The 11,542-nt window shown below is 42.9% G+C and carries 21 protein-coding genes; 5 read left to right on the top strand and 16 right to left on the bottom strand.

Features of this window, described 5'->3' with window-relative positions; translation table 11 throughout:
* Nucleotides 1-6: 6 nt before the first annotated feature.
* The gene (locus J6I44_RS01710; RefSeq protein ID WP_265764210.1) at nt 7-486 is read left to right on the top strand and encodes a nuclear transport factor 2 family protein; all 480 of its coding nucleotides are present in this window, start codon (nt 7-9) and stop codon (nt 484-486) included.
* Nucleotides 487-529: 43 nt separating this feature from the next.
* Entirely contained in the window at nt 530-991 is a 462-nt protein-coding gene (locus J6I44_RS01705; protein ID WP_265764209.1) for a nuclear transport factor 2 family protein, read from the top strand.
* Here the strand turns inward: J6I44_RS01705 and J6I44_RS01700 are convergent.
* The 7 genes from J6I44_RS01700 to J6I44_RS01670 all read right to left on the bottom strand — a co-directional run bounded on the left by J6I44_RS01700 (nt 984) and on the right by J6I44_RS01670 (nt 4,661).
* Complete coding sequence (locus tag J6I44_RS01700; RefSeq protein WP_265764208.1) at nt 984-1,415, bottom strand: immunoglobulin-like domain-containing protein; 432 nt, start codon at nt 1,413-1,415, stop codon at nt 984-986. The two genes, J6I44_RS01705 and J6I44_RS01700, sit on opposite strands and share 8 nt — an antisense overlap.
* A gap of 272 nt (nt 1,416-1,687) precedes the next feature.
* Nucleotides 1,688-2,257, bottom strand: coding sequence for an ATP-dependent Clp protease proteolytic subunit (locus J6I44_RS01695; protein ID WP_265764207.1), 570 nt, complete (start codon nt 2,255-2,257; stop codon nt 1,688-1,690).
* A gap of 134 nt (nt 2,258-2,391) precedes the next feature.
* A complete protein-coding gene (locus J6I44_RS01690) occupies nt 2,392-2,871 on the bottom strand; it encodes a helix-turn-helix domain-containing protein (RefSeq protein WP_265764206.1) in 480 nt (159 codons plus the stop codon).
* A 52-nt stretch (nt 2,872-2,923) separates the two neighbouring features.
* Nucleotides 2,924-3,415: an SRPBCC family protein gene (locus J6I44_RS01685; protein ID WP_265764205.1), complete on the bottom strand. Its 492-nt coding sequence runs from the start codon at nt 3,413-3,415 to the stop codon at nt 2,924-2,926.
* Nucleotides 3,416-3,424: 9 nt separating this feature from the next.
* On the bottom strand, nt 3,425-3,799 hold the full coding sequence (locus J6I44_RS01680; RefSeq protein ID WP_265764204.1) for a DoxX family membrane protein: 375 nt from the start codon (nt 3,797-3,799) through the stop codon (nt 3,425-3,427).
* 18 nt (nt 3,800-3,817) lie between these two features.
* Nucleotides 3,818-4,324: an SRPBCC domain-containing protein gene (locus J6I44_RS01675; protein ID WP_265764203.1), complete on the bottom strand. Its 507-nt coding sequence runs from the start codon at nt 4,322-4,324 to the stop codon at nt 3,818-3,820.
* Nucleotides 4,311-4,661 (bottom strand): ArsR/SmtB family transcription factor, encoded by a 351-nt coding sequence (locus J6I44_RS01670; RefSeq protein WP_265764202.1) that lies wholly within the window; start codon nt 4,659-4,661, stop codon nt 4,311-4,313. Before J6I44_RS01670 ends, J6I44_RS01675 begins: the two co-directional genes overlap by 14 nt.
* A 163-nt stretch (nt 4,662-4,824) precedes the next feature.
* Between J6I44_RS01670 and J6I44_RS01665 the strand changes: the two genes are divergently transcribed.
* Nucleotides 4,825-5,136 (top strand): Dabb family protein, encoded by a 312-nt coding sequence (locus tag J6I44_RS01665; RefSeq protein ID WP_265764201.1) that lies wholly within the window; start codon nt 4,825-4,827, stop codon nt 5,134-5,136.
* A gap of 6 nt (nt 5,137-5,142) precedes the next feature.
* Here J6I44_RS01665 and J6I44_RS01660 read toward each other — a convergent pair whose 3' ends face one another.
* From J6I44_RS01660 to J6I44_RS01625, 8 genes are all read right to left on the bottom strand, one after another.
* Nucleotides 5,143-5,529: a nuclear transport factor 2 family protein gene (locus tag J6I44_RS01660; protein ID WP_265764200.1), complete on the bottom strand. Its 387-nt coding sequence runs from the start codon at nt 5,527-5,529 to the stop codon at nt 5,143-5,145.
* Nucleotides 5,530-5,615: 86 nt separating this feature from the next.
* Nucleotides 5,616-5,837: a hypothetical protein gene (locus J6I44_RS01655; protein ID WP_265764199.1), complete on the bottom strand. Its 222-nt coding sequence runs from the start codon at nt 5,835-5,837 to the stop codon at nt 5,616-5,618.
* Nucleotides 5,838-5,846: 9 nt separating this feature from the next.
* Complete coding sequence (locus J6I44_RS01650) at nt 5,847-6,404, bottom strand: dihydrofolate reductase family protein (protein ID WP_265764198.1); 558 nt, start codon at nt 6,402-6,404, stop codon at nt 5,847-5,849.
* An 8-nt stretch (nt 6,405-6,412) separates the two neighbouring features.
* Nucleotides 6,413-7,081, bottom strand: coding sequence for a dihydrofolate reductase family protein (locus tag J6I44_RS01645; protein ID WP_265764197.1), 669 nt, complete (start codon nt 7,079-7,081; stop codon nt 6,413-6,415).
* 103 nt (nt 7,082-7,184) lie between these two features.
* Nucleotides 7,185-8,090, bottom strand: coding sequence for a VOC family protein (locus tag J6I44_RS01640; RefSeq protein WP_265764196.1), 906 nt, complete (start codon nt 8,088-8,090; stop codon nt 7,185-7,187).
* A 72-nt stretch (nt 8,091-8,162) separates the two neighbouring features.
* Complete coding sequence (locus tag J6I44_RS01635; RefSeq protein ID WP_265764195.1) at nt 8,163-8,651, bottom strand: SRPBCC domain-containing protein; 489 nt, start codon at nt 8,649-8,651, stop codon at nt 8,163-8,165.
* A 129-nt stretch (nt 8,652-8,780) separates the two neighbouring features.
* Nucleotides 8,781-9,554: a DUF899 domain-containing protein gene (locus tag J6I44_RS01630; RefSeq protein ID WP_265764194.1), complete on the bottom strand. Its 774-nt coding sequence runs from the start codon at nt 9,552-9,554 to the stop codon at nt 8,781-8,783.
* 250 nt (nt 9,555-9,804) lie between these two features.
* Entirely contained in the window at nt 9,805-10,209 is a 405-nt protein-coding gene (locus tag J6I44_RS01625; RefSeq protein WP_265764193.1) for a winged helix-turn-helix transcriptional regulator, read from the bottom strand.
* Between the two features lie 108 nt (nt 10,210-10,317).
* Here J6I44_RS01625 and J6I44_RS01620 point away from each other — a divergent pair, with 108 nt between their 5' ends.
* Both J6I44_RS01620 and J6I44_RS01615 read left to right on the top strand, forming a co-directional pair.
* Entirely contained in the window at nt 10,318-10,698 is a 381-nt protein-coding gene (locus J6I44_RS01620) for a nuclear transport factor 2 family protein (RefSeq protein WP_265764192.1), read from the top strand.
* A gap of 16 nt (nt 10,699-10,714) precedes the next feature.
* Nucleotides 10,715-11,053 carry a TfoX/Sxy family protein gene (locus tag J6I44_RS01615; protein ID WP_265764191.1) on the top strand — a complete coding sequence of 113 codons (339 nt, stop codon included), beginning with the start codon at nt 10,715-10,717 and terminating at the stop codon, nt 11,051-11,053.
* Between the two features lie 82 nt (nt 11,054-11,135).
* Here J6I44_RS01615 and J6I44_RS01610 read toward each other — a convergent pair whose 3' ends face one another.
* The gene (locus tag J6I44_RS01610; protein ID WP_265764190.1) at nt 11,136-11,528 is read right to left on the bottom strand and encodes a VOC family protein; all 393 of its coding nucleotides are present in this window, start codon (nt 11,526-11,528) and stop codon (nt 11,136-11,138) included.
* Between the last annotated feature and the right edge of the window lie 14 nt (nt 11,529-11,542).

The following is an 11,542-nucleotide window of genomic DNA, read 5'->3' as shown; positions in this document are numbered from 1 at the left end:
GATGTTATGAAGGCTCAAAATTATACTGACGAGTTTAAAAAAGCATTTATTCGTAAAGTAACCAGCGATGTAACGCGTTATGTAATCGAAAAATACTTTGAAGCGATGAATACAGGTGCTGAGTCGGATACCATCGCTTCATTGTTTAGCAAGGACGTCAACTTTTATTCACCCGACCATGATAAGCCGACAAATGCTATGACTGACGGATATAAAAAAGTGATAAACTGTGTCCAGGAGCTAAAAATTAAGATGAAATCTATTTTCTTTAATATTAAATCCATGGATATAGATGGCGAAGAAGCCGTTGTATTAGCAAAGCTGACAGCCCGACAACGCAAAACGGGTGAGGCTATTTATGAGGAGTTTTCTTTCCAGTTTACGGTTCATAATGGAGAAATAACGCGCTTCCGGATCTACAAGAACGATATTACTCGCTTGGAAGATAAGCCTGAAGAGCAAAAATATGCGAATATATCCAACTGAGTAGAAATTAAATGTCATCAGTATTTAAACTTTTCTGTCTAATATGATTAACCAGCAATATCCTCATTCTTCATTGCAGAGTTCGCAGCAAAAAACAAAAACTGAAGTAACAGAAAATGTCGTTAATCTTTACCTGGAAGCTGTACGGTCGAACATAGATCCCGCATCCATTGCATCCTTGTTCAGCAAGAGTGTAGATTTTTATATTCCCGGAAATACAGAGGATGTGCCTTGGGTTGGGCGTCGCAAAGGACGGGTTGGGGTCACAAATTTTATTCGTGATCTGCGTACGAAGATCGAACCCATTGACTTTTCGGTCCGTTCAACCCTGGTGGATGACGAACAAGCCGTAGCTCTGGGATCTTTAAAGTCGCGTGTCAATGATACAGGACAAATTATTGAAAGCGAATTTGCCATTGAGTTTGAGGTGCGCAACGGGCTAATTGTCCGATACCGGCTCTATGAAGATAGTTTTGCGGTGGCCCAAGCCGTTAATGTTAATTAACGGTAACCTTAAAAGATTGGGTGGCAATCGTTTTTTCTTCTTGGGCCTCTATGTTGGTTCTGACTTTATAAACGCCTTCTGGCAAGTTCATGTTGTCCGTTAGATCGATATGATACGAAGCTGAGTCACCGGGAGCAAGACTTTTTAGATCATAGGTACAAAGTAAAAAGGAGTCCATTTCTTGCCAGCTTTCTTCATTTTTATGAACTAGCGTGGAGGAGCAGGGATTATAGGTAATCCGTAGCCCCGAGCCATTCTTGAGTATGGTTTTAATGGAAGAACCAATCTCATAATTACTTTTTTCCACTTTAAAACTGACGTTCAGAGGTCCTCCTTCCGGTACATCTGTGACCTCACATCCTGCCAAAGCTAAGATACCCAATAAGATACTACATATGCCAAGGCAAGCAGAGCCCTTACTCATAAACTTTACAATTATTACTTAAAATAAATTCTTTTAAAACACAACTATTCTAAAAGAATTATTCAACAATTGAAAGCCTAAAATTTGGAAAATTTATCCAGCGATTTCTAAGGACGATTTTACTTTCCGAATCATTACAAGTTAGGTCCACCCGCTTTACAATGCGTTGAAAACGCCAGGCACCAAAGGTATCTCAAAACTGTTGGCTTAGCTTATTAATTTTTATCGTTGGAGGGACCCCAACTTCAGTTAAAACGATTGGTGTTACTAGTCTATTTTACCTCTGAGATATGTTCAACAATGGAGCCCACCAATCCGTATTCTTTGGCCTCTTCTGCAGTGAGCCAGAAGTTTCTCTGGGTATCGTCCTGTACTTTTTCGAGAGGTTGGCCTGTTGCTTCCGCAAGAATTTCATTCAACCGTTGACGCATTTTGACGATTTCTTCTGCTTCAATAGCGATATCGCTTCCACTACCCTGCACACCTCCGCTCGGTTGATGTAGTAAAAAGCGGGTGTTGGGCAGGCAGTAGCGATCTTCGGGCGGAACGGACACATAGATTAAAGCTCCGGCGCTGGCTACCCATCCGTTGCCAACCATCCGGACCCGTGCATCAATGAAGCGAATAGCATCATAAATAGCATGTCCGGAATCCACGTGGCCACCCTGTGAATGAATAAACAACGTGATGGGCTCATCGGATTCTGATGCCAGGGCTAATAACTCTCCGGCCACTCGGCCCACCAGTTCTTGAGTAATTTCCCCGTTGATAATGACAATGCGAGACTTAAAGAGTCGTTCGGTTACTGATTTATGAAGGCGGTTCTTTTTTTCTTGTTCCATAGTTTAAGGTTTTATTAACGAGATGGAATACAAGCTTATAATATCTTTCAATGAACGTATTGTAAAATATTGCAGAAAAAAGAAAAAGTCAGGCTCCAAAAACTTAAGCACCATTCATATTCAGGAATTTCAGTTTAATTTCGATTTTTAAAATTTTGCTCCTGGTATTCTTTAGGCGTCTGTCCTACTTTTTCCCGAAAGGTCTTATTTAAGTGACTCTGATCGTAAAAGCCGGCCTCAACAGCAGCTTGTCCAGGGGACATTCCCTCTTTCAGGAGCTCCTTTACTTTTTCAATTCTCTTGGCAATCAGAAATTTCCATGGAGTAGTATCTTGCTCTTTCCGGAATAGACGTATTAGCTGGTATTTACTGAGTTGTGTTTCTTCCGCTAACTTTTCAAGGCTGAGCTGTTCGGTTAGATTCTCCTCTATATAAACAATGACACGTCCTACCCGCGGCAGAGCTTGATTCGTATCCGATGACTGTTCTTCTTTTGGATCCCTTTCATATTGGAATGTCGGCCGACCCGATTTAATTCCGGATCCTGTTAGCAGGAGCTGTAATTTAGACAAAAAAAGCTGGTAATCATGTTTAATTGGGTCGAGGGTTGTCATAGTTTTCTTGGTTAATTCGGTATTTATACTTTGGTTCAGTTCCGGTTGAGCGTCACGAGGCCGACTGTTCTTTAAGGTATTCAGCTAATCGATTCAATGTTTGCTTTCCTCCTTCTATGGCACCAAACTCAGCCGCTTCATTTCGTTTTTCAGCAGTGGGGAAGAACATTTGCATCTCGATCTTTGTTTTCTCTCCTAAATTTTCAAAAGTAATGGTTGATTTAAAATGCGGTGGATCGCCCTCCTGATCTTTATGACCATAGTGATCATATTTTAAATATTTCGGCTTTTTTATATCTGTGTAAACAATATGGTTAGGATAATCAGTTCCATCGGGTCCATGCATGGTAAAAATCCATTCGCCGCCTACTTTAAAACTCATACTTTCAGTAGTGGTAGAAAAACCATCAGGTCCCCACCATTGACCAATATGCTTCGGATTCGTAAAAGCTTTAAATACGAGTTCGCGAGGAGCATCGAATTCGCGTGTCAGACGGATTTCTCTATCCCTGGTATCTGAAATGTTATTATTTTTGTTGCTCATATCTTATAATTACTTAATCATCGGTAGATATTTTTCCCGGTTTTCTACAATCACCCAGGCCAAGACGGCTGTCATCACAAACGGAATCACAAATCCTTCTCCCAAATAAAAGTGAGAACACAATATTCCTGCCATAATCGGTACCAGCATCACCGCGGCCAGCGCCCTGGTCTTCGGGATAATAAAAAGCAAACCGCCCGCAATTTCACCTACGGCAAGTAACGGCATCAGCCAGCCTATTTGCATCATGGCGTTGAACATCGTCGTGGCTTGTTCGGGCATATCTTCGGGCACAGGCATGTAGTTGAAGAATTTGTTCAGCCCTGCGTTGATGAACATCAGTCCAAAAAGCAGGCAGGCAACGAATAGAATTTTCTTTTTCATAATAGTATTTTCCTTTGTTTACTGATTGTTGGTCGTGAGTTGAGCCAGGTACTCATCCAGTCGATCCAGCGAACTGGTCATTCCTTCAACAGCTCCCATCTCCACAACCTTCTTGAGTGTTTCGGGGCTGTCAAAAAGTGTAGTACTGGATAGTTTGGTTTTGCCTCCGTGCTCAATAAACACAACTGTTATCAGCATCCCCGGCATCTCTTCATTGATGTTGCCATCCTTATCCGAAAAGTAATCCTCATATACAAGCTTCCCCGGCTTATCAATCTCCTTGTAGATTGCCTTGCCCCACGACTCATCTCCTTCATTCGGCCCGCGCAGGCAGTAATGCCATTTGCCTCCTTCCCGGAAATCCATTTCACATTCTTCCATGGGCCACTCTTTGGGTCCCCACCAGTGTTTCAAATGGTTACAGCTGGAATAAGCTTCAAAAACGAGTTCGGGTGGAGCATCGAAAATACGTTCTATTATGAGTTCCCGTTCTTTGGTCTCTACATTCATTTTATTCATTCCCATTGATGTCTTCACTTTTTGATTGAAGTTGTTGTAGATAGTCATCCAGCCGGTCAAAGCTCGCCTCAAAAAATTGGCGGTACTGCTCCATCCACTCATCGATATCTTTGAGTGGCTCTGGATGGAGTTTGCAGGGCCGATATTGTGCCTGCTTGCTGCGCTCAATTAAATGTGCCTTTTCCAATACTTTCAGATGCTTGGTGATGGCAGGCATCGTCATGTCAAATGGCTCGGCCAGGTCAGAAACGGTTTTCTCACCGGTTGTTAACTTAGCCAGGATGGCCCGGCGTGTTGGATCAGCAAGTGCTGAAAAAGTATTACTCAGTTGATCGGATGACATAAATGATTCTGTATTTTACTACCTGGTTATTTAACCTGATAGTAAAGTAATGCCTGAAAACATATAAACCAAGTACATTCTTATTGCAAAATAGTTTACAAGGTGTATTTTATGACGGCTTTATAGAGTTATCATTCAAAATGAATCTAAAAATACAACAGACATGCTACAGCATACCGTCTATTTTTACCTGAATGAAGATGTTACATCCAAAGAAAAACAGCAGTTCGAAGAAGGACTCAAAGAGCTGTTACAAATAGCTGAAATACATCACGCTGAGCTGGGTACGCCCGCAGATACCAAAGAGCGCGACGTAACCGATCATTCGTTTGCCTATGCCATTTACACCTGGTTCGAAACCATAGAAGATTGTGAAACATATGCCGAGCACCCGGAACACCTGGATTTCATTGACCAATACAATTCGCTTTGGGCAGATGTAAAGGTCTATGATACAGAGCTGATTGATACTTAATAAGGATTACGCTTTTACTTCAATCACATACGAAGTTATTCCTTTAATTTTCGCATTATTTCTGGGCGAACTAAAGGTATATACATCACAAAAAGCAAGGGTCACCCCACCTTTGAACTTGAGCAGGCCATTGGTGGTGCCATTGTAGCCATGAGTAATAATATTGTGGATTACCAGCTCAGTAATATCCATACTTCTCATCTTTTTCAGTTCAGCAGCGACCTGTTCCTTGCCCTGGCGATGCTTTTCTCCGACCATATTCCAGCTAATATCATCGGTAACGTTCTGGTTAATAAATGTCCGGTCATTTTTTACAAAAGCAATATTAAACTTCTTAAGGTGTAATTTTTTTGGTGAGTTGCCGCAATCTTCACTAACTGTAATTTTTGCCATAGTGCCTCTTTTCTGTGTCATTCAATGTCTCGGTGGAACCGGATGATGTTTGAAATTAAAAATAGACCAGTCAAGAAATGTAAGAATCAGGGCAGGGGATTAATTTGATATCCATTGTCTTCCAGTATACTCACAACTTTTGTGCTATCCGCCTCTGGTGCATTGTATTCAATACGCAGAACATTGTCACAGTCGTCTAAATCAAAGCTTGCATCGCTTCCGGGAAGCCTGTGCCGTATTTCATCCAAAATTGAATCTGCTTCTGATAGATCATTTACATCGGTTTGATAAACGCCAATTCTTTCCATGAAATAATGTTAGTGCTTAGGTTGATATTGCAAAAGAACCACTCCACGGGGAAAAGTCTGGGTTTTGAGGAGCTCAAGATTAATGTTGGCATTCTCTGGAAACATGGGTTTACCCTTGCCCAGCACAATCGGATGGATATACAGCCGAAATTCATCAATCAAACCATATTTAATAAAGGTTGAAGCAAGGTTTGCGCCACCAACTGCCATATTCTTTCCAGGCTTACTTTTAAGTTTTGTAATTTCTTCCGGATCCACTTCGCGCAACAGCCGAGCCTTACCCTCTACCTTATCCAGGGTTTTTGAAAATACCATTCGTTGCGTGTTTTGCCACAATCGGGCGTATTCACGTTCATAGTCTTTCAGATCCGGATTTTGATCGGCGGTTAACCAATAGTCCATCGTTTCGGACATTCTTCTGCCATAGAAATTAATCGCAATACTTTTTTCGAGCTCATTAAAGTGACGGTGCAACGTTTCTCCCGGTTCGGTCCAATCGATTTTCCCTTCGTCGTCTTCGATGTATCCGTCGGCAGAAACCAGTTGGGCATAGATGATTTTTCGCATATCATTATTTATTTACCAGAAGAATTCGCAAGCTCCTTTGTTATCACTACATGTGTGGCTTGGTCTGTTGTTACATGGTCCGTACATAAATAGCCTAACGCCGGTAGATCAATTTCTGAGAAAAGATGCTCTCCTCTTCCTAAAAGTACAGGAGAAATGGCGAGATGCATCTCATCTATCAGTTTAGCAGTAAGATATTGCCGGATCGTACTAACCCCACCACCAAGTCTAACGTCCTTATCTCCGGCAGCTTCACGCGCTCGATCAAGCGCGTTATGAATGCCTTCGGTTACAAAGTAAAAAGTAGTTCCCCCTTTCATTTCAATGGGCCGGCGTTTGTGATTGGTTAAAACAAAAACCGGGACATGATATGGAGGGTTTTCTCCCCACCATCCCTTCCATTTTTCATCCGGCCATGGACCACGTATAGGACCAAACATGTTCCGCCCCATAATCCATGCCCCGATGTTGGTAAATCCCCGGGAAGCAAAATCATTATCGGTGCCCGTGGTACCTTCATCCTTACCCATACTACTTTGTTGAAATGTCTTAGTAGGAAAAAACCACTGATGCAGGTCTTCCGCCCCTTCCCCTAAAGGATTGTCAAGGCTTTGGTTTGGACCGGCCCCAAAACCATCAATAGAAATAGAAAAACTTTCGACACGTAATTTTTGCATTTTTAATCCTATTAGTAGAAATTCATACGTATTAAAGCAACGAATTCAGGATTCAGAAACCAAGAGTTTTTATTCTGAATGGTGAGTCCTAACTCCTTAGTTCTTAAGCGTTTTTCAACATTTTAATATCCAGTTTCTTCATTTTGAGCATAGCCTCCATCGCTCGTTTGGATTTCTCCTGCTCATCATCCTGAAACATAGTACCCATTTCTGCCGGCACAATCTGCCACGAAACGCCGAACTTATCCTTCAGCCAGCCGCACTGCTCGGCATTGGGATCAGCGGAGAGTTTCTCCCAATGGTAGTCGATCTCTTGTTGGGTTTCGCAGTGTACCACAAGCGAAATGGCCTCACTGAAATTGAAATCATGATTTTGAGCACTGTCCATGGCGGCAAACCACTGGTTTTCAAGCATGAAGTCAGCGTATGCAGCCGTGCCTTCTTTATTTGGGGGCTGGTCAGGGCCGTAAGGAAAGAACGTACCCTTTTGTGAGTCCTTAAACACTGATCGATAATAATCGATTGCTTTTTGGGCCTTGCCGGCATTCGGGCCGGTGAACATCATAGATGGTACCAATGTTGGCGGCTGACCATGTTCCCAATTTGCTATCATTACTTGCCAGGAGATGCCATATTTGTCCTGCACCCAGCCGTATTTATCACTGAAGGGGTAGGAATCCAGCGGCATTAAAGGAGTTCCTCCATCCGAAAGTTTTTCCCAAAGCCGATCTACTTCTTCTTCGGTGTCACAGTTTACAAAGAAAGAGATGGAAGGGTTCGGGGTAAAAAGTGGCCCCCCGTTCAGGGCAGTAAATCGCAGGCCTTCCAGTTCAAAGTCCACACTCATCGTACTACCGACGGGCTTGTCTGATGGAGTTTCAACAAGATAAGGGATGGTGTGTAATATTTTGGCGTTCTCAAATATAGAAACATAAAAGTTAGCAACGTCCTCAGCCTGGTCATCGAACCACAGGCAAGTGCTTATGTTCTTTGTGTTTTGTGTTGTCATGGTGATAATCCCTGTTTATTGAAGTCAATGGTTATTTGTTAATAGTTAACCGGATAACCAATACACTAAGGTTCAACCTAAATATTCCTCAAGTTTGTCGAGCTGCTCGTTAAAACCGGTCACTACGCCCATCCCTTCATGTTTTTTGCGATCCGCCACGGATTGGTGCATAATGGAAATGGTCACGGTTGTTTTTCCATTTTCTTCATCAAAGGCGGTCGTTGTAATCATACCGGTGGGCAAGCCTTCCGGGGCAGCCTGGTCATTATTAGCAGAATCTCCAAACTCGTCAGTTGCAACAATACGTTGGGGCTCAGTTATCTCTTGAAATACACCCACTGACGGGTACTCATTTGCGTCCGCATCCAGCATCGTATATTTGAAGTTACCGCCGCGCTCAAACTTCATTTCATCTACCCGGGTTGTAAATCCACGCGGTCCCCACCACTGTTCTATTTGATCAGGTTGAGTCCACGCTTGCCAAAGGTCTTGACGCGGCGTATCAAATGTGCGGCTAATTACGATTTCCTTGCTCGCTACTTCCGTGCTCTCATTGGTCATGGTTTTATCCCTGTTTTTTAGATTAAGTGCGTCGTTTGTATATCCTGTTAAGTAGTATAGTTGATGGATAGGAAGCTTGCGCGGTGGAAATACGCCAACCTTACGGGCCGATTGCGACAATATGAGACGTTACTCGTCATATTCATTGGGATAGCGAATTTTTCCGCTTCCGGCCGGGGTTCCCAGTCCGGTGGCACGGCCTTTGGGTTCTTCCCATTCCTCTTGGCGGCCGAAGGCCGTCAGATCGAGGAAGTAGTTGGCACCCCCAACCGCTTCCATTCCTCGTCCATAAGTTGAATAGGTATGATAGACCTGCTCTCCATCACGTAAAAAGCAACTTATTCCGGGCTGTTCTCCTTCCACATGATAATGTTGCCCTAAGTGCTCCAGGGTGGCTTTATCCCGATAGTTGTACGTCACGGGCGTCACCGATTCGTCGGTTGTTACGTGGTAATCATAGTTGAAGTCACTGCCGTAGGAGGAGTACCAGGGAATTTTCCACTCCATCCGCTGTTTAAATATCTTTAGTTTATGGAATGGTGCTCTTGAAACTAATGCCAGCGTGGTGGAACGGGAATTGATGTGGTTGAGATGCCCCCTGGCAATATGATCGGCCCACGCAGAACAGCTTGGACAGCCTTTATCCCAGTCCGGATCAAACATAAAGTGGTAAATAATGAGTTGCCGGCGTCCATTGAACAGGTCTAACAGCTCAACTTCACCTTCAGGTCCGTTGAACTGATAATCCTTTTCAACTTTTACCATGGGCAATCGGCGGCGTTCAGCGGCCACAGCATCCCTGGCTTGGGTCAGTTGCTTTTCTTTTTTAAGGAGTTTTTTGCGGGCATCCAACCACTTCTCCCGCGATGTGATTTCCGGGAGTGTTATAGTATTTGTTTTCATAGTTCCCCTATTTTGTGATTATTTACAAAATAAAGTTAGCACCTTTTCAGGTGGTATGTGCGGTGGAAATACGCCAACCTTCCGGGCTAATTGCGACAGTGTGAGAGTTCCAAGATATAAAGGGCTAAAGAGAGAACAGCTGGACGAGTATGAAGCTGATAGTTTTTAATTAAATTCTTCTTTTGGAGGATATGATCCACCTTGAGTCTCAGCACAGAAGGAATTACATAGGTATGGATAGAGTTCTCTGTTAGACGTCTCCTTTTAGTTTTGCAAGATATTCCTCAATAACTTCTGCTTTATCCTTTTCGATACGTTTGCCGAGCTCTCTGCGGGGACAATTAGCGTTATACTTTGCTCCCCAGTCCATAATCTCTATGATGACAGGCAGAAGATCTACCCCCTTTTCTGTAAGACTGTAAATATATTTCGATTTATTCTCCGGGGATACTTTTTTGGATAAAACCCCTTCTGATTCAAGCAGTTTTAGCCGGTCTGCAAGGATATTCGTTGCTATCTTTTCTTCTGACTCTAAAAATTCTCCATAAGAAGACTTTCCCCGTAGCATAACATCCCTGAGAATAAGCAGGGTCCATTTATCTCCGAATATCTCCAAAGAACAACTTATGGGACAATTTGATCTGGCTTTTTTCATGCTGTCAATAGTTTTAAGTACTTGCAATTTGCAATGACTTTAATTATTGTACTTGTGTAATGCAAGCACTTAGAAATAAATACTAAATATTTAATACGAAACAATAAAATGGGAAATTCAGAATCGACAAGAAAGCTTCTGGAAACATATTATGAGGGATTTGCAAAAAAGGTCGGGTGGGAGTCGGTCATTGCCGAGAACTTTGAGTACATTGGGGGAGATATGACCGAGACCACTCCGACCATCGGAAAAGACGCCTACATAAAAGTGATCAATCGATTTTCCAAAGTATATCAAACGATGCGCGTTAAGAAAATGGTTGTTGAAGGAGACAGTGCTTTTGTAGTTGGGAATTATGACCTGATGTTTCCCAACGGAGTAAGTATGAATGGAGATGTAGCAGAAGTCTGGGAGGCAAAGAACGGGAAGCTTGCTTCATTGCGCATATTTTTCGACACCCTTACCTTTGAAGAGAATACGCCAACATAACATTTAACTTTCAAGTATGGCTTATAACGAAAAATTGGCGGATAGAATCCGGCAGGCGCTTGGCCACCAGCGGGACGTTGAGGAGAAAAAAATGTTTGGCGGACTGGCGTTTATGGTTCATGGGAAAATGTGTGTAACAGCAGGTGCTGATCGGATCATGTGCCGTATTGCCCCGGATATGCATGAAACTGTGATCGATAAAGAAGGCTGCCAGACTGTAATTATGAGAGAGCGGGAATACAAAGGATGGGTGTATGTAAATGAAGAAAATATACAGTCCGAGGCTGATTTTAACTACTGGATAGATCTGGCGCTTGACTATAATAAAAAGTTGGTCTCTATGGACGAGGAGTAAAGTCAGGTCCAACGCTGAATTGTACTCCGTTTATTACAAGCCTTTGATTTCAAAAAATGTGTTGCTATAAGACAACTTTTCATTAATGGTCCATTGGCTGGTACAGGTCAAGCTTATTGCCGTACAGATCTACAAATGCTGCGCCTTTGCCGCCGGGTACTTCCCGAGGAGCATTCATAAAGGAGACACCCCGCTTTTTCATGACTTGATAATCTTTCTCAATATCATCGGTCTCAAACATGACAAGCGCCATGACCGGTGATTTTCCAATGCGTTTCTGCCTTTCGGGATCATTGACTTTTTGAAGCTCAAGCACTGTTTCGCTTTTCTCGGATGGCGCCACCGTCAAATATCGCCAGCCCGGCGAAAATTCCATTTCTGTCCGGACAACAAATCCTAATTTTCCGGTGTAAAATTCTTTGGCTTCATCCAGGTCTTTTACCGGAATGCTAACTTGGCTCGACTTAATAATCATGGTAATGTTATTTT

Origin of the sequence: Fodinibius salsisoli (assembly GCF_026229185.1) — a bacterium.
GTDB lineage: Bacteria > Bacteroidota > Rhodothermia > Balneolales > Balneolaceae > Fodinibius > Fodinibius salsisoli.
This window is presented reverse-complemented; position numbering and strand designations above follow the sequence as displayed.